General features: G+C 51.4%; 17 protein-coding genes and 1 tRNA gene. 7 read left to right on the top strand and 11 right to left on the bottom strand.

What is annotated here, in order from left to right:
* Nucleotides 1-13: 13 nt before the first annotated feature.
* The gene (locus AC6I8R_RS03025; protein ID WP_497831897.1) at nt 14-481 is read right to left on the bottom strand and encodes a hypothetical protein; all 468 of its coding nucleotides are present in this window, start codon (nt 479-481) and stop codon (nt 14-16) included.
* A 636-nt stretch (nt 482-1,117) separates the two neighbouring features.
* On the opposite strand from AC6I8R_RS03025, the gene AC6I8R_RS03020 reads away from it, so the two are divergent.
* A complete protein-coding gene (locus AC6I8R_RS03020; protein WP_497831896.1) occupies nt 1,118-1,492 on the top strand; it encodes a CDI toxin immunity protein in 375 nt (124 codons plus the stop codon).
* Nucleotides 1,493-1,856: 364 nt separating this feature from the next.
* On the opposite strand, the gene AC6I8R_RS03015 is transcribed toward AC6I8R_RS03020, so the two are convergent.
* Genes AC6I8R_RS03015 through AC6I8R_RS02990 form a run of 6 tightly spaced genes read right to left on the bottom strand, consistent with a single transcriptional unit; the run spans nt 1,857 to nt 5,768 of the window.
* Nucleotides 1,857-4,184: a phage/plasmid primase, P4 family gene (locus AC6I8R_RS03015; RefSeq protein ID WP_497831895.1), complete on the bottom strand. Its 2,328-nt coding sequence runs from the start codon at nt 4,182-4,184 to the stop codon at nt 1,857-1,859.
* 11 nt (nt 4,185-4,195) lie between these two features.
* Entirely contained in the window at nt 4,196-4,519 is a 324-nt protein-coding gene (locus AC6I8R_RS03010; protein ID WP_497831894.1) for a DUF5375 family protein, read from the bottom strand.
* On the bottom strand, nt 4,516-4,740 hold the full coding sequence (locus AC6I8R_RS03005) for a hypothetical protein (protein ID WP_497831893.1): 225 nt from the start codon (nt 4,738-4,740) through the stop codon (nt 4,516-4,518). The genes AC6I8R_RS03010 and AC6I8R_RS03005 overlap by 4 nt, the downstream gene beginning before the upstream one ends.
* Nucleotides 4,737-5,276 carry a host cell division inhibitor Icd-like protein gene (locus tag AC6I8R_RS03000; RefSeq protein ID WP_497831892.1) on the bottom strand — a complete coding sequence of 180 codons (540 nt, stop codon included), beginning with the start codon at nt 5,274-5,276 and terminating at the stop codon, nt 4,737-4,739. The genes AC6I8R_RS03005 and AC6I8R_RS03000 overlap by 4 nt, the downstream gene beginning before the upstream one ends.
* Nucleotides 5,277-5,286: 10 nt before the next feature.
* Nucleotides 5,287-5,505 carry a hypothetical protein gene (locus AC6I8R_RS02995; RefSeq protein WP_497831891.1) on the bottom strand — a complete coding sequence of 73 codons (219 nt, stop codon included), beginning with the start codon at nt 5,503-5,505 and terminating at the stop codon, nt 5,287-5,289.
* Nucleotides 5,502-5,768, bottom strand: coding sequence for a helix-turn-helix transcriptional regulator (locus AC6I8R_RS02990; protein ID WP_497831890.1), 267 nt, complete (start codon nt 5,766-5,768; stop codon nt 5,502-5,504). Before AC6I8R_RS02990 ends, AC6I8R_RS02995 begins: the two co-directional genes overlap by 4 nt.
* 536 nt (nt 5,769-6,304) lie before the next feature.
* Between AC6I8R_RS02990 and AC6I8R_RS02985 the strand changes: the two genes are divergently transcribed.
* Genes AC6I8R_RS02985 through AC6I8R_RS02975 form a run of 3 tightly spaced genes read left to right on the top strand, consistent with a single transcriptional unit; the run spans nt 6,305 to nt 7,871 of the window.
* The gene (locus tag AC6I8R_RS02985) at nt 6,305-7,048 is read left to right on the top strand and encodes a phage polarity suppression protein (protein ID WP_497831889.1); all 744 of its coding nucleotides are present in this window, start codon (nt 6,305-6,307) and stop codon (nt 7,046-7,048) included.
* Complete coding sequence (locus tag AC6I8R_RS02980; protein ID WP_497831888.1) at nt 7,045-7,593, top strand: phage polarity suppression protein; 549 nt, start codon at nt 7,045-7,047, stop codon at nt 7,591-7,593. Before AC6I8R_RS02985 ends, AC6I8R_RS02980 begins: the two co-directional genes overlap by 4 nt.
* The gene (locus tag AC6I8R_RS02975; protein WP_497831887.1) at nt 7,593-7,871 is read left to right on the top strand and encodes an ogr/Delta-like zinc finger family protein; all 279 of its coding nucleotides are present in this window, start codon (nt 7,593-7,595) and stop codon (nt 7,869-7,871) included. The genes AC6I8R_RS02980 and AC6I8R_RS02975 overlap by 1 nt, the downstream gene beginning before the upstream one ends.
* 519 nt (nt 7,872-8,390) lie before the next feature.
* Here the strand turns inward: AC6I8R_RS02975 and AC6I8R_RS02970 are convergent.
* The 3 genes from AC6I8R_RS02970 to AC6I8R_RS02960 all read right to left on the bottom strand — a co-directional run bounded on the left by AC6I8R_RS02970 (nt 8,391) and on the right by AC6I8R_RS02960 (nt 13,130).
* Complete coding sequence (locus AC6I8R_RS02970) at nt 8,391-11,504, bottom strand: SIR2 family NAD-dependent protein deacylase (RefSeq protein ID WP_497831886.1); 3,114 nt, start codon at nt 11,502-11,504, stop codon at nt 8,391-8,393.
* A 102-nt stretch (nt 11,505-11,606) separates the two neighbouring features.
* Nucleotides 11,607-12,881, bottom strand: coding sequence for a tyrosine-type recombinase/integrase (locus AC6I8R_RS02965; RefSeq protein ID WP_497831885.1), 1,275 nt, complete (start codon nt 12,879-12,881; stop codon nt 11,607-11,609).
* Between the two features lie 164 nt (nt 12,882-13,045).
* Nucleotides 13,046-13,130, bottom strand: a tRNA-Leu gene (locus tag AC6I8R_RS02960).
* Nucleotides 13,131-13,377: 247 nt separating this feature from the next.
* Between AC6I8R_RS02960 and AC6I8R_RS02955 the strand changes: the two genes are divergently transcribed.
* From AC6I8R_RS02955 to AC6I8R_RS02945, 3 genes are all read left to right on the top strand, one after another.
* Nucleotides 13,378-13,884 carry a YjjA family protein gene (locus tag AC6I8R_RS02955; RefSeq protein WP_021185779.1) on the top strand — a complete coding sequence of 169 codons (507 nt, stop codon included), beginning with the start codon at nt 13,378-13,380 and terminating at the stop codon, nt 13,882-13,884.
* 176 nt (nt 13,885-14,060) lie between these two features.
* A complete protein-coding gene (locus AC6I8R_RS02950; protein ID WP_497831884.1) occupies nt 14,061-14,696 on the top strand; it encodes a hypothetical protein in 636 nt (211 codons plus the stop codon).
* Between the two features lie 77 nt (nt 14,697-14,773).
* A complete protein-coding gene (locus tag AC6I8R_RS02945; protein WP_415173053.1) occupies nt 14,774-15,451 on the top strand; it encodes a MarC family NAAT transporter in 678 nt (225 codons plus the stop codon).
* Between the two features lie 131 nt (nt 15,452-15,582).
* On the opposite strand, the gene AC6I8R_RS02940 is transcribed toward AC6I8R_RS02945, so the two are convergent.
* Nucleotides 15,583-16,836 (bottom strand): c-type cytochrome, encoded by a 1,254-nt coding sequence (locus AC6I8R_RS02940; RefSeq protein ID WP_021185776.1) that lies wholly within the window; start codon nt 16,834-16,836, stop codon nt 15,583-15,585.

Here is a 16,836-nt window from a genome sequence, read left to right as displayed (position 1 = left end):
CTCTTATTGTTTTTCATTTAACACTTTCCGAAACGGGGTGTGTTGAAAAAGTCATATAGGATTTTAATCCAGAAAGACGTTTCACGCCGCGCGGATCAGACAGGAAAGGAATGCGCAAATGAGGTGACTTAGAAATTTTTACGGTCCATCTGACATCATCGATAAACTGAAAATGAACACTCTCTTCATCTGTGGAGGCATTTTCAAATGCGCCCGAAGCGTATTCTCCGCCAAGATGGGCAATCTCAATAACGCCCTGCTCACGGCTTATCAGGGTAATTGTCAGCGACTCTTCAAACAGAACGTCATCGGTGGTAAAGATCAAATAGCGATCCTCATCCACCCGAAAAGCCGCTTCCAGTACCTTTCCGGGTACCACTATGCCAGATGGATTACCGTCAAAATAAATCTCTGAACATGCCTGCGAGAACTCGGTTTGCCCGGTATGTTCGACCAGGGATAATGTGCTGAGCTGTTGCATGATTACCTCCAAAAATATCCCATTTCCCATGCGGCAAGCGCACCACCGATAAATCCACCGATGAGAACACAAACAGGTGCTCCCGGACCACACACCGGCCATTCCATCCTGAACTCTCGTTATGCCAATGGAGCTGCTCAGGATCAACCGCAGTTGCATCCATATCAATAAGTTGATGTAGATTGAATCAAGCTAAAAAACGAGGAAATTTTTGCAGATATCGAATTTCAGATACAAAAAAAGCCGCCCTTGAGCGACTTGATTGCATCGTATGGTGCGAAGGCCGGACTCGAAAATAAAAACAAGCACTTGAATTTAAAGAATTAAATAAATCATAAAACATAAGATGCCCCCTTTTGTGCCCCCATATTACTTTGCACCCATCTGTTAAAAACCTCACATAATTGGATAAATTTCAATCTATTCTGTTCCGGTTCCGAATAGCGGATCCTAACTGGGTGTTTGCATTCACTTGACTACCCATTTGCATTTCTCTTGATCATATCCAACTAAAAATGCAGACAAAACCTTACTAAGTTGACAGGTAGGTTTGAGCGAGGAGCGGAAGTTCATAGTTCTTTAGACAATCCTCCAGGGCGGTTATGCTAGAAATAAACAGATGCAAAGGAAGTGGACATGACATTGTTTGAAGAATGTAAGGAGTTGCTCAAGGCAGATTTTGATGTTGTGGAAGGAGATGACTTGAGCATGGTAATGGATATGTTTCATCAATATCCATGGCATAGCGGTAAAATCATGTGGTCCGAAATGGATTTCAGCGATCATGAAATCACTCATGAGGTGTTTAATGGGAGCGGCTTAGGTAATGAATCTGTATTTGTCATAGCAGATGATGCTAATGTGCCCGTGTTCAGAACCCATCTACAACTCATTGTTGATAATATCTACGATGTCATCGCCATATCACCTAACCTATATATATTTAATGATAACTTGATGATACAACCATTATTTCCTCATGATTTTATACGGTTAAGTTTGCGAAAGTGATTAGCAGAAGTTCTGACTTGTTCCCCGTTGACTAAGGCAGGCTGCTGTAGAAACTTCCGCTCTTGGCACACAGCAGACGCTCAGACGAAACCCTTTCACCGTCAAATCTGTACGGCCAGATTTTGTCGTCGGTGATCAAGTAATTTTCAAAGGGTCGTCAAGTCAGGTGCAATTACGCACCTAACCAAAGAAGCATTGGTGTAAAAAAAGATTTTACGAAAAATCCTTCACACTGTTCACCTTTCGATTTTATTAATATTAAACAGTACCTTAGGCGGTGACGAATGGGTGATGAATGACGGATATCCTTCACCGGTGGTGAAGAATGGCCGTAAAAAAACCGGCTTTCGCCGGTTCTGTTTGGTCAGGCTGCTGCCGGTTCGTCACACTTCGGGAGCCAGTCGGCGCTGCTGTCGTCCGTCAGGTCGAGGTTGGTCTGAATGCCTGACTTCGTGCGCCGCTTCAGGTAGTTCAGCCCGTACTCGCGCAGAATGCTCTCCAGCGCCTGGCTGAATGACTTCATGCTGAGCGGATTGCGGTAGCCGTTTGCCTCCATGTAGGCCAGATAGGCGTGATAGAGGTAGCGCCGGGGTTGCAGAGGCCGGATGCTGGCGTTACCCATGTGCAGGCCGTTTGGCTCAGCCGTCGCAAACAGGTAGCCGCAGAAGTCCACCATCGGGTCGGCGTCGCGCTTGATGCGCATAGCCTCCCCGGAGTTCTGCTGCGACTGGAGCAACGTGCGGGCGTCCTGCGGCTGGCTGAAGCGCTGCATCAGCTGGCGCACGATAACGGCCAGCTCTGACTGTATCTTTTCCTTCAGCTGCGGGTCGCGCTCGTTCGCCGGGATGATTTCCGGGAAGTGCAGGATAACCCGGCGACGGGACACGCCGCCGCTGCGGTCGGTGAAGCGCATCGGGTTGTTGTTCACCGCCAGAATCACCGCCGGGATGTGCGTCGAGTAGGCGTCCTTATACTTCGGGTCCACCGACACCGCATCGCCGCCGGTAATCGCCTTGATGCCTGCACCGTCGCCGCTCCACTTCTCCTGGTCAGGCAGGCGGATGAGCGAATAGCCGATAACGGACGCACGTTCGCGTGACGATTCCAGCGTCTCGATGGTGGCCGACACGGCGTTATCCGGCCCGGCCAGCATGGTGGCGATTTCCGCCATGATGCTTTTTCCACTACCACCGGGGCCGGTGACCTCCAGAAACAGCTGCCAGTCGTAGCGGTTCGCCAGCACCATGAACAGCGCGGCCAGAATGATGTCGCGCTTCTCCGCGCTGCGTCCGGCGGCCCGGTCCAGCCACTGCCAGAAGTGTGGCGCGTGGCTCTCCAGCGTTTCGCCGGTCACCGGGCGGGTGTAATCCACGTCGCTAACGGTGCGGAGCCAGTTTTCCCGGCGGTGAGGGCTGAATGCGCCGGTGCGGGTGTCGAGCACGCCGTTACGGAAGCCGATAAGCTGGCGCTGCGGCGCATCCTGCTGTGGCAGCATGAGTTTAAGCGTGTCCACCACGCCCGCCACCTTGCCTGCCGAGAACGGCGCGCGCAGGCGCTGAAACAGTTTCGCCACGTCACGTTCGAAACGGTTGCCGGAAATCACCTTCCACGCCCCGGCCTCATAGCGGCAGAGAATTTCGCCGCTGGCGTCCACGGCCAGATTGCTGCGGTAGTGCTCCGCCACGCGCTCCGCCTTTTCGCTGGCGCTCATGGCCGAAAATTCCGCCTCGCTCATGGTGTCGAACGGGCTGGCAGCAGGCGGTGCGGCGGCCTCCGTCAGCGACTGTTTTACGGTGGCCTCACCGTGCTGAATGAACGCATCATTCCAGTCACCAAACACCGGCGGCAGCGCCACCGTACCGTTGCAGGCAGCCGCGGCCTGCTGCGCCTTGCGCTGGCCGTCGCCGTTCAGGTCTCGGTCAGCGGCAATCACCAGCGGCAGTGACGGGTGTTTTTCACGGACGAGGCCAGCCAGGGAAAGGAGGTTGGCAGACGACAGGGCAATCCACACCTCATCCCCGGTCAGGTTGTGCACCGTCAGGCCGGTGGCGTACCCCTCTGCAAGCCAGATGCGCTTCGGTGTTTTGCCAGTGCCGAGTGCGTGACACGCGCCCTTTACCTGCCCGCCCTTCAGGGTGCGCTTTTCACCGGCGGCGTTAATCAGCTGTACGTTGACCAGCTCGCCGCTCATGTCGTGCAGCGGCACAACCAAATCGCCGGAACAGTAACGGGTTATCGCCACCTTCTGCGGCTGTGTCAGCATCAGGGAAACGTGTCCGGGCCAGCCCTTGCGGGACAGATAGGCGTTACCGGCGGCCTCCTGCGCGCTGCTGACCAGCTGCCGGGCAAGTAAGGCAGCGGCGGTGCGGGCAGCCGCATCGTCTGCGCCTTCTGTGACCGGTATGGCGTCAGGTGTAGGCAGGTTACCTGTCAGGTCATTCACGCGCGCGGCGGCTTCGGTCAGGTCAATACTGAACGCCTTTTTCACCAGGTCCATGCCGTCACCGGCACCGCACTGGTTACAGTACCAGGTGCCGCGCCCTTCCTTATCGTCAAAGCGGAAGCGGTCAGAGCCACCGCACACCGGACAGGGCATATGGCGGTTTTTCACCACCTTCAGGCCCAGAGCGGGCAGGATGCGGGGCCAGTGACCCCGCGCGGCGGCTGCCGCGTCGGATACGGTTCTTTTCATCGTGTCGTCCCTCAGTGCAGCGGGCGGGCGTCGTGAATGCGCCCGCTCAGTTCGTCCATCACCACCTGGCCGAGGAAGCTCAGGCACGGGGCCGACTTCAGCGGCCCGGCGGCCAGCAGGTCATCCAGCAGCGCACAGGCAATCTCCTGACCGCGTGCGCGACCGTGCTGGCGCAGGTAGAAGCCCTCCAGCTCGTTTTCAATTGCGTGCTCAAGGCGTGCGAGCGTCAGGCCGGGCCAGCGCTGCTGTTTCTGGCACAGGGTGAGCCAGGCGCAGGCCACCGCGCGGCGGGCCAGCGCCGCGCGCAGGTCGGGAGAAAGGCGCTGTGGTTTCATGGCGTCACCTCGTCTTTTATCAGGCTGTCATGGCAGCGCGTCACCACGCCGTCGAGCTGTTCAGTAATGAGAAAGACCAGCGAGGCCAGCTGTGCGCGCTGAGCGGGAGACGGTGCTTCGTGGCAGTCCTGGAAAAGCGTCATGTCAGACACGAAGCGCCCGGCGTTACGCAGGTGCTCCAGGCGCATCAGGTCGTCGTCAGAAATCGTGATGCTGTTCATGCGCGCACCTCCGCAACCGGCAGGCGGCAGGCAAAGGACAGGACGTAATCGCGGGCCAGAGTCCGGCGGGCGGCGTGCTCATCGGCGGCAGTGGTGCGCAGCATCTGAATGCGGGAATGGCGCTCACAGCGGCGCACGGCGGCAAACACAAAGACAAACTCAGGGTGCGGGGAATGAAGGACGGTAGCCATAAGGGCAGTCTCCATTGAGTAGCGGTTATCGCCACCACCGGAAACGCCAATTTCACTGGTGGTGACCCGAACGGGGTTGGCGTAACCGGCCTCAATGGATACCGGCGCTTCGTGAGAAGCCCCCGCCCGGGCCACCATTACTCTTAAGGCGCAGCGGATACAGAGCCGCCGCCCGAAAAATGGGTGCATCAGGGCACAGACACAAAAAAAGACGCTCGGCGCGTCTGGTGTCGCCATTGAGTTGCTCAGGACGCCAATCCCGGCTGCCGGTTTTACGGCAGCGGAACTACTGTACCAGGGAAAGCCCCCGGCGCGCAAGCCGGGGAAAGCAGGAAAAAAGCACATGGGGAACGCCTCAGCAGTCGGTGAGGGTGATGCCGTTACCGGAAAACGTCTCAGTGCCTGACGGTGCAGACGGGGTGTCTGCACTCTGCACGCTGAAGGCGATGCCGGTGCCGCGAAAGCGCTGCGGCTGTCCCGGCTTATCCACCTCAGAGGCAATCGCCAGCGCCAGCTGCTTCGCGTCCGCCACGGACAGCTCGTGAGTGTTACCGCCAAGGGTCAGCCTAATCATGCGGCACGCTCCTGACCGCGTGCGGCGATACGTTCGCTCATCCAGGCGTTCACCTCGCTGGCAAGCCACGCGACGTTTTTACCGCCGAGCGAGACCTGCCCCGGGAAGGCGTCACGGCTGATGAGGTCGTAAATGGTTGAACGGGACAGGCCGCTGACGTGAATGACCTCCGGCAGGCGCATAAAGCGCTCCTGGACGGGTGAAGATACCGGCATAACCGGGACCGCCGGGGCGGAAGATGGTGCGGATAAAGCGGTGTGCATGGGCTACCTCTCAGTGTGTCCGTAAAGCACCGGACAGATACGTCCGGCACCGGGTAGCCCTTTATTCTGCGAATATTTCCGCCGGTGACAACAGGATAAAATTGTCTGGTGAGTGTCACAAAGACCATGTAAATCATGGGTGTACGAGAATAGTCTCAAACAGTACCAGATAGTGCTGAGAACGTTTTTTCCAGTAACTGATGGTTACATAAATAATGATTTTTATTCTTATTTATTCTATGCGGAGTTTCGTTCAGAAATTCAGAAGGTGAAGAGTGGTGAACAGCGGGTGAAGGATTATTTCTCAACTTTTCACCCTTTAATTTACTGTATTTACTCTCTTTTTCTTTAAGGTGAAGAATGGTGAAGGATGTATATAAAACTGAAAGCTGATAAAGGGCTTTCGTGAGACCTTTCCCTGGCTCGCCAGAAGAAGGGCTTTTTGTCTGGTCCGTCGTACAACGTCCGCCGCTGGCTGCTTCTGTGCCAGCCCCGGCACAATTGACTTACCGAAACCGACCTGACAGGAACCCGTCATGACCGACACCACCGCAGACAACATCAACGCCTTACCCGCCGCCACGCAGGCCGCGCTGGAAAAGGTGAACATCACGAAAGCCACCTGGCTTGAGGCGCGCCGTAAACAGGAGTCAGCAGAAGCACAGGCCGGAATCATCCGCCAGCGCCGCAGCGAGACTGAAGCCAGCGCAAACGCCCAGAACGACGAATGGCGCAGGCTGTTCCGCGAGAACGGCGGCGTGATGACGCCGGAAATGAAAAAGCTGCGCGCTGAGGTGGCGCTCGAACGCGAGTCGCTGGAGGAATTCGACGCCCTACTGGCCGCGCATGAAAGCGAAAACGAGTTTCTGCCGTGGGAAACCGCAGACCAGGCACACGAATACATTAACGCCCATGACCGTCTGGCAGAACACCGCGCCATGCATATCTGGCAGGACTTCATGCGGGCGCACGGTCAGCAGCTGATAAAGACCCTCAGCCTGCTGAAAATCACGCTCGGACGCAGCGCCGGTAGCAGTTCCGGGGTTGTGTATTCCGTCAACGACCCGGAAACCGTGCTGAAGGACTTCATCAGCAGACACATCACCCAGCCAGCGCTGGCCGGTGATGCACTGCCGGAAGATGACGTGGTGTTTAAGCTGGCGGGGATTTTCCCTGAGCGCGCCGCCAGAGTGGACAACGGTAAGGCACCGAATCCGGCAGCGCGTCACAGAATACTTATGCGCCGACGCGAGACAGCGAAGAAGGAGAATGCACAGTGACCATTGCCACCACACCCACACAGGCGCTGGACCAGTTCCGCGCCGCCCGGAGCCAGTGGCAGACGCACCTGGCGTCCCGCAGTGATGCAGGGCAGGCGCTGAGCGCGCTGCTGGCCGCCGGTGAGAACACATCCGGTTACGGTGAACGGGTGCCGCTGCTGCGTGAGCGCATCGCGGTGCTGGACTGGCAGATTTCCTGCGCCGCCCGCGAGGGCGTGTATGCGCAGAGGCTGGTACTGGAAGCCTGCACGGAGGACGCGCTGAGCGCCTTTATGGCTGAACACGGCACGGCACTGACCTCAGCACTGGCTCCGTTCCTGAACGGTCCCGGCGGGCCGGAGGTGGCCGCCCGGCTGCTGCGCAGCGCTGTACTCCGTGAGGTACAGCGGGCACGCCCGACAGTGGCAGAGGCTTACCAGGACGCGCTGAACGAAACCGGCCTGACACCGGAGACGGCCATGCTGCGCGACGGTCGGAGCAGCTACACACCTGCACAGCACCTGCGCTTCCAGCAGCGGCTCAGCAGACTGGCGGAGGGCGCGTAATGGCCCTGAAATGCCCTGAATGCGGCTCCATCTCACACGCGCGCACCAGTGCCTATGAAGCCCCGTCCGTAAAGCGCACCTGGTATCAGTGCCGGAATCTGGAATGCTCCTGCACGTTCATCGCGCTGGAAAGCGTTGAGAGAATAATGACAAAGCCGCAGAAAGTGACAGACAGGGAGAACGCCGGGGTGCAGGAAATTGCGGAGCGGCAGGCACAGACACTGAACCGCTACGGCTCCGCCAGTAAACTGTCCAGGCGTCAGCAGGCCCCCGTCTGAAAATTGCTTAATCCTTCTCTGAACCGGCCATTGCGCCGGTTTTTTCGTGCCTCTTTTTCCTGGCTGGCCTTCTCATGCGCGAGTGCATGTCTATGCTGCATGAAAACGCATGAATTCCTGCACCCTGATTATCCCCGCGCAGGCCAGATGCGGCGCGGCCCGGCACCATTCATGCAGGTGCATGAAAACCGCTACATAAAGCGGGCAGGCGTGGCGGGGGTACGAGAGCGCGCGAACGGGTAATACTCCGATTGCTGAGAACTGGACGAAAATGAGAAATAATAATCGAATAGCTGAATTGGGAATAATATATTATCTCAACCAGAATAAACGCATTCCCCTTCCAAATGAAAAAAATTCAAAGATAACAGCAACTCTTATTCAGAGCATTGAAATTGAGCCAGACCCCATCAAATCACATATCCCCGATCCCCAATCAGAAAGTAAACACACTCTAACAAACATAAAAACCCACAAATAAAACACCCACTTTTACAGATACCCATTTGGCAGCAGAGGTTAAAAAACAAACCCCCTAGCCTTAAATGCGGACAAACCGGAATAAGTAAATCCAACATTATATAATAACCTACCATCTATCTTAAGATTTTCCCATAAACTTACATCATCAAAATTGCTCTTGTGCAGAAATGCCTCTTCACCTGAAGAAAAATCCCTAACAAAACAATAGGTCTCATCTTTCCTTGTCACCTCACCACCGACCTCCAATAATTCACCACTTGAGTCGAAGATCGGACCTCGTATTTTATTTTTAACCTCAGGAGAGATATTCTTCCTTCTAATTATTGAAAAATAACGACGAGACTCATCATACTTTTTATTCACATAAAGTTGACGGGCATACCAGAACTGACTCTCAATATTTGAATCGCCTTCAGTAAATGACCGACGCCAATAATACTCTGAAAGTTCACTCTCATCCCTATAGCTTTCAGTAATTATCTTCGCGAGGCGTCCATTACAATTTTTATCAGCAGGATAAAACTCTAAAACCTTCTCCATAATAGCTCTCGCCTTTGTCACCTCATCATTTTTTATATAAGCCTTAGAGAGTGCAATAGCTATAAAAGTGCTACTGCTATTTTTACTAAATGCCTTTTCTAAAGATGCAATAGCTCCTTTGCTATCATTTAATAATGAGCTTAATTTTGACTCGGATTCTAAAAGAAACTCTGAGTTTGGATATTGCTGCAAACCTAAATGCAATGTTGAGATAAAATCCTTGATTAACTCCCTTAAGGTTTTCTCATCTATTTCATCTGATCTCAAGATGATTGATATTTTCTCTAAACTCACTTTGCAAAGAGTATGATAACTGTGAGAGTTATTATTCTCAAAGCCACTTCTTATATTATTTAGAGCATATTCTCTGGCGCGAGAGAGATACCTTGATTTTTCTAACTCATTACCGCCTTTAGCTTTCTGCAATTCAAGCTCAGATCTTGTATGGTTTATAGTAGGATTGTAAGGTGCAAGTTCTGCTGCAATATCCAAATGTTGTTCTGCAAGCCTAAAGTTAGGGTTTTTCCTCTTCATTTCGAAGATAGCGATTTGCTGATGATAATAATCATCATACTCACCAATCTGGTTCGCAGCATCATAGATTCTTCTGATGACTACTGGATCATTGAATAGTGAAATAAGACTTCTCGCTTTAATTATCTCTCTATAAGCTTTTTTATCTGATGAATAACCAATATCTAGTGAATCAATCAAATCCAAATATAATTCATACTTATCATCTTCATTAATCATCGTTCGAGCAAAAACAAATTCAGCAATTAAAGGGTGTCTAGCTTGATAAGCGTAATCATCGTTGTTAGATAAACTTATCGATTGAACTATACTATCTAAAGGGCTAAAAAGTTTTTGCTTGAAAGTTTCAAACGGCACGCCAAATATCCGGTGTATAATGCCAGTTCGGACAGGCACTCCTAATCTATTCAGTGCACATATGGTTCTATAGATTAATCTTGCTTGCTCAGGCTCGATGCTATTATATTCATCAAATACAATATCCTCGAATGACTTACCCATTGTAACTTCATAAAGCGCAACTAAAATCTGCCTCCCCGCCTTATTTCTAAATGCCTCTTCTTGCTTTTCCCTAGGTAGATCCTTTAAAAGCCCCAAGCACTGAAATTTATGTAGCTTATCTAAAAGATCCTGTATTTCCTTTTCTTTCAAGTACGGTAAGTTGAACTCTCTAGAAACAAAAGAATGCAAAGGCTCACACTCCACATTCCATTCATTTCCTCTTTCAGAGGCAATTATTGTTAATTTTATACTTGAAGCACCTCCTCTCCTCATTAAGGCGGATACTTCAGATATATGAAAAGAAATCTTATCCAGAAACAAATAAACTCTATCTTTCGCGCGCTCACATATTTCAAATATCGCATTAACATCTAACTTATTGGATGACTCCCAATATAACGCTATCCTAGAATACTCAATTGATGAGTCCCACGCAATACGCTTTAATGCAATAGTTTTTCCAGCACCTGCGTGGCCTTTTATTAAAAACAAATCAACAGTAGAGTTCCTTTCAACCTCTTCTAATAATACAACCTCACTAATAATTACATCAGATAATGTTCTTCGGCAGTCATAGCATTCCTTTATCGACTCCCACCCATAAGAGTTACCCTTATAAAAATCACCAGGGCTATTCTTACTAGTTGGCATGTCAGCTCTCAAGAACAATAACTCACCCGATAATATCTCAAGAGTCTTAGACGAAAGCTCAAGCTCACTATTATTAAAAACCCTTTCAATCTCATGTTTTTTTATGGCGCGAGAAACATTCCTTAAAGCAATAGGGGCTACTTCATCTAAAGAATTAATAAATTCCTCAAAAGTACCTTTCAATGGAGTTATTTTTTTCTTTTCCCACATTCGGACCTCAGCATCCGACAGAGAAGGAGTCACTGTATAAAATCGAGGTCTTTCTTCAATATTATCAGTCAATGACAATAATACTTGCCTCAAGTCAGAGTCATCTAAACTATAACCTACGAAAACAATTGTATATTGATGCCCGTGCTCATCTAAGCGATGGAAAAGCCTGTCTCTGTTCTTCTTATGAGTGACATATTGATCTGGTGTCAAAATGAGAGGGATGGATATATCGTCTACTTTCGAAATACAACCATGCAGTTTCACATAGCAAATTGAATCAGTAGTTCTGATTACCTCATCAACTCTGTCGCTATTTTTATAAACACACTTAATGTCTTGCGTCTTGTTAGCTTGTTTTTCATATGCTCTTTCAATCACCAAATCATAATTAGTCGTATAAATTGCGACCCACCTAAAAGTTGGAATCTTCATGTGAAAGTCGGATGGTTCAAAATCAGAAAAATAATCTTTTAAGAACTGCTGAACTGTATGAATATCCGTTTCTGAAATGGCCAACTCAGAAATCGACGAAAGTGTCTTAGATGTTTTTTCTTCTCCAAAAAACTCCTTTGATAAAATATTGGCCAAATCATTTCCCTTAGGAGCACTTTTCCCACTATTTGTATGCGCCCCTATAGTCGCCCCTGACCCTAGAAACAAAACCACCCTGCCTGAGTTGATGTTTTGGCTTAAGATATGCGGTATATCCATAATATTGGCAACTCCTATGCTTATTATTAGATATAATTGCTACACCATATTGATTAAAATGTCCACAACTCAAATTAACCTTTTGTTTTATTTGACTTTTATCTATCGGTCAATCTCTCGAAATTGTTTTTTGGCATAATCAAAAGCAGATATGCTGCCATTTCTATTTGCATCTAAAAAATTTGCCCACCACTGAATCATTAGTCGTCGTTCATCCAGATGTTCGGATGTATGAATGTAAGCTGCGCGAACGTTATTACGTTCTGAATGACTCATTTGCCGCTCGATGGCATCCTCGCTCCATAGCCCTGACTCACCCAATGCTCCACGAGCCATCGTTCTGAACCCATGTCCGCAAACTTCGGTTTTAGTGTCATAACCCATCGTACGCAACGCATTGTTAACTGTATTCTCACTCATAACCTTTTTAGGATCGTGATCGCCGGGAAATAAGCGTGGATTGTCACCGCTAAGTTGCTTTAGCTGGTCAAACAAAGACAGTGCCTGACGACTTAATGGGACGAAGTGCTCTTCTTTCATCTTCATACCGCGATGTGAATAGCGAACGCCTTCAATCTCTTCGCGCTTTGCAGGAATGCGCCACAGAGATTTATCAAAATCAAACTCTTCCCAACGTGCGAAACGTAACTCACTGGAACGCACGAAAGTTAATAAGGAAATCTCGACAGCGATCCGTGTCATTACGCGACCACTATATGCCGAAAGACGTGCAAGGAACTCAGGGAAACGGCTGGATGGTAAAGCAGGATAGTGTCGAACTTTGGTTGTTGATAAAGCACCTGCCATATCACTGGCTGGATTTGAATCGATGTAATCGTTCTGAACGGCATAACGCATAATGGCCGTGACGCGCTGTTGGAGACGCTGCGCAACGTCATGCTTACCACTGGCATCAACTTTTTTAATCGGAGCTAACAGGTGGCTAGTTTTGAGCTGGCGAATATCGGACAAACCGATATGAGGGAAGATATAAAGCTCAAGATAGCGAAGAACGCGTGAACGATGGTCTTCACTCCAGCGTTTGTTACTGGCATGCCATTCCCGAGCAATGGTTTCGAAAGTATATGCCCCAGTATTCTCGGCATTCGCTTCTTTTTGTTCGGTTTTTGGGTCAATGCCCTGCCCTAGCAGCTTTTTCGCTTCATCGCGTTTGGCCCTTGCCTCAGCAAGAGTTACTGTCGGCCATACACCAAATGCTAGGCGATCTTCTTTTTTGTCAGAAGGGCGCCTGTATTTCATGCGCCAGTATTTAGAACCCTTTGCCGAAACCTCGAGGTACAAACCACCACCGTCGGCCATTTTATAGGTTTTCTCTTTGGGCTTTGCGGTCTCTACCTGTCTGGCGTTGAGTTTCATTTTGGGGGCACATTTATAATCGAAGTGAAGATGCCCCCAATTATGCCCCCAGTGCCCCCCGGATTTCAACGGACGAACTCGGACAACACAGGACGTAAAAATCGCTGGATGTATTGATTTTTAAGGGAAAAATGGACTTTCTCGGAAGGTCTTGGAAGAACTAATGGTGCCGAAGGCCGGACTCGAACCGGCACGTATTTCTACGGTTGATTTTGAATCAACTGCGTCTACCGATTTCGCCACTTCGGCACTGAAGAGGATGCGGAAAACGTTGGGGATTATACCGTTACCGACAAGGCACGCAACCGGAATCGATCCGGATGTGCACTAAGCGCTGAAAAAAGCACCACCACCTCGGCTACCAGCAAATTTCCGCGCAAAATCCCGCCAAAAACCAGAACATTCCCAATCTCCCCTTCCCCCTGGAACTTTCTTAGGTCTACCCTTTCTTAAGCAACACTGACATCAGTCAGCCATAAAGATAAATGAGGTTGAGATGACTAAAGCAACACAACGCGTGATTTGGGGATGGGGCATTGCTGCGGTACTGGTTGCCGGCAGCGCATCAGCGGCGAGCTGGCAGGATCAACTGAGCAGCGCCGCTTCACAGCTGAGCAGCGGAACCACCAGCGGCAGCAGCACGTCGAGCGAAGGGATGTCGCTTTCATCGGTCACTGGCTTGCTGAACGGCGGTGATAAAGCCGTTAGCGCCAACAGCATGACCAATGCGGCAGGTGTGATGCAGTACTGCGTTGAACACAATGTGGTGAAAAACAACGTAGAGTCGGTAAAAGATCAGGTATTGGGCAAACTTGGCCTGAGCAGCACCACCGCCCAGGAACAGAAAACCGATTACCAGCAGGGTCTGCAAGGCTTGCTTAACACCGGCAACGGCCAGCAGTTGAACCTCGAAAGCCTGAGCAACTCCACGATGGGCGAAAAGCTGAAGACCAAAGCCTGTGATGTGGTACTGAAGCAAGGCAAGAAATACATCGGGATGTAATGACATTGGGCAGCGCAGGACCGTGAGGCAGGCTGTCCCCTGGTTCAATGTCCTGCGTTGCCCCTCCCGCCAACTCCCTGCATCGTGCTGCCCGTCACGCCCTTCCCTTGAGGGGTGATTTCCCCGCACCATCATTAACGCTATAGTGGGACTTTAGATCTCACAGGACAGCGCGCATGAAAGGCATCAACATTGCGATTTACTTCGATCCCGACCTGATTCGCATTTGCGTACATCAACAGGACGGCAGCTATCTCAGCCAGAACTTCAATTACGACGACAGCGTGATTGAAGAGATTTACCAATGGCTGGAGCAGTTCCCCCCCAATCGCACGCACATTTGCCTGATTGAGCATGACACCGCCGACCTCCTTGCGGATGAACTGGTGGATAACGGTTATCACGTCCATCAGATAAGCCAACACGATTTGCTGAACTGGTTTGCCAGCGAACCGCCGTCCTCACCCGATGGCTCGCCAGTACGCGCCCTGCTGCGCTACCTGGAAAACGAAATGCCGCCTGAATATCAGTCACGCACCCCGCAGATTGAAGCCTTGATGGATCTGCTGGATGAGCTGGACGCGCTGGAAGCGGTAGAAGAAGCCGAAGATGAAGACAGCCTGCCCGATGACGTACTGCGTCTGATGAAGCAGAAAAAAATCAGCGCCCATGATGCTGCGTTGCGCCTGATCCCTGATGTCAACGAACGCATTCGCGAACATCTGATCAACTATCCTGATTTGATGACACCCGAATTGCTGGAAGACTTTTTCCCTGAGTTGATCGAAGCGCTGGATCGCCCGAAACACTAAACACCTACATCACGTTGTCTCCGTAAACTGAACCGCGCCGAGCTGTCATCGGCGCGCCTGCATCAGAAGGAACCGACATGCTGGATCTTTTCAAAGCCATTGGCCTCGGGCTGGTGGTCATTCTCCCCCTTGCCAATCCACTCACCACCGTCGCGCTGTTTCTTGGTCTTGCCGGTGATATGAATTTTCAGGAACGTAACCGCCAGGCCATGCAGGCCTCCATCTATGTTTTTCTGATTATGATGGTGGCCTGGTATGCGGGCACTGCGGTGCTGCACACCTTTGGGATCTCCATTCCCGGCCTGCGCATGGCGGGCGGGCTGATTGTGGCGTTTATCGGTTTTCGTATGCTGTTTCCTGCCAAACCCGTGGGCCACTCAGTGGAAGCCAAACACAAACAGGATGAGATCGAATCCAGTGATAACAACCGCGAAAGTGTGAATATCGCCTTTGTACCGCTGGCGATGCCCAGTACCGCCGGTCCGGGCACCATTGCGATGATCATCAGCTCAGCCTCGACGATACGCAGCGGCGTTGATTTCCCTGGCTGGGTAATCGCGGTGGCACCGGTGATGATCTTCTTTTTGGTTTCACTGATTTTGTGGATATCACTGCGCAGTTCAGGCGCGATCATGAAACTGGTAGGGAAAGGCGGTATTGAGGCGATTTCACGCCTGATGGGCTTTTTGCTGGTGTGTATGGGCGTGCAGTTTATTATCAACGGCGTGCTGGAAGTGATTCATACCTATCACTAATTCGATGAAAATCAGCGCGATAAATCGCGCCGCTACAACTAAATCCGTGCCCCTGGGCATAAAAATCAGCGCGATAAATCGCGCCGCTACTATGAATAACAGGGGCGGCATGAACGCCGCCCCGATGTTCATTAGTGCTTCAGAGTCTTACGAACGTCAGCAACCTGATCTTTCGTGACTGCCGGAGCGTTGTTGCTCCAGCCCTGGCGAATAAAGGTCGCCAGTTGCGCCACTTCATCATCGCTCAGACGGTTGGCAAAACCAGGCATCAACAAGGTTGAGGCTGTTTTCTCAGTCGATGGCTGCTGCGCACCTTCCAGAATGGTGTGGATCAGTCCGGTTGGATCTTTGGCGTTGACGATCGTGGCCTGATCCAGTTCCGGGAACACGCCCGGCGCGCCTTTACCGGTGACAAAGTGGCACGCACCACAGTTGTCGAGGTACAGACGCTCACCTTCCGACAGATTTTTGCCTGCGGTCAACTTCGCTTCCGTCGCCTGCTGGGCCTGAACGTTGTACGCCTGCAACGGCGGGTTACCGCCCAGGAACTTCAGGTAGGCCGCGATAGCTTTCAGGTCGGCATCGGTCATGTGCGAGCTGCTGTGCTCAATCACCGACTTCATCTCACCGCCAACGGCCGCTTTATCGTTACGACCGGTTTGCAGGTAATCAACGATCTCCTGCTCGCTCCAGCGCGGCAGACCGCGCAGTGACGGCACGTCCCAGTTGTTCAGGCTACCACCAGCGAGGAACTGATCATCGCTGCTGTCGAGCGCTTTCTCGTTCATACCCAGACCGCGCGGCGTATGGCAGCTACCGCAGTGGCCAAGGCTTTCCACGATATAAGCACCACGGTTCACCTCTTCAGAGGCACCACCAATCGGCTGGAACGGCTTGTCAGAGGTGAACGCCCAGTTCCAGAAACGCATACCCCAGCGCTGGCTGAACGGGAAGCTCAGTTTGGTTTCCGGTGGCTGCTCCGCACTCGGTTTTACGCCCTGCATAAAGTAGACATACAACGCGTGCATATCTTCATCGCTGATTTTGGCGTAATCCGGGTAAGGCATCGCCGGGTAAAGGTGGGAGCCATCCGGCAGCACGCCTTTACGCACCGCGTCGGAGAACTGCTGCTCGGTATAGTTACCGATACCGTGTTCTTTATCCGGCGTGATGTTGGTGGAGTAAATGGTGCCCAGATTAGACTCAATCGCCAGGCCACCGGCATAGTCCGGCTTACCCGCTACCGAGTGACAGGCCATACAGTCGCCGAGACGCGACAGGTATTCACCCTTTTTGATCAGTTGTGCGTCATCTGCCGCGTGCGCCTGCGCCGCAATGCTTCCCAGCAACACGGCATTAGCGATTAACAATGATTTTAATTTCAT

It is taken from the genome of Pantoea sp. X-Soil-OKNW-713, from assembly GCF_059730685.1.
This window is presented reverse-complemented; position numbering and strand designations above follow the sequence as displayed.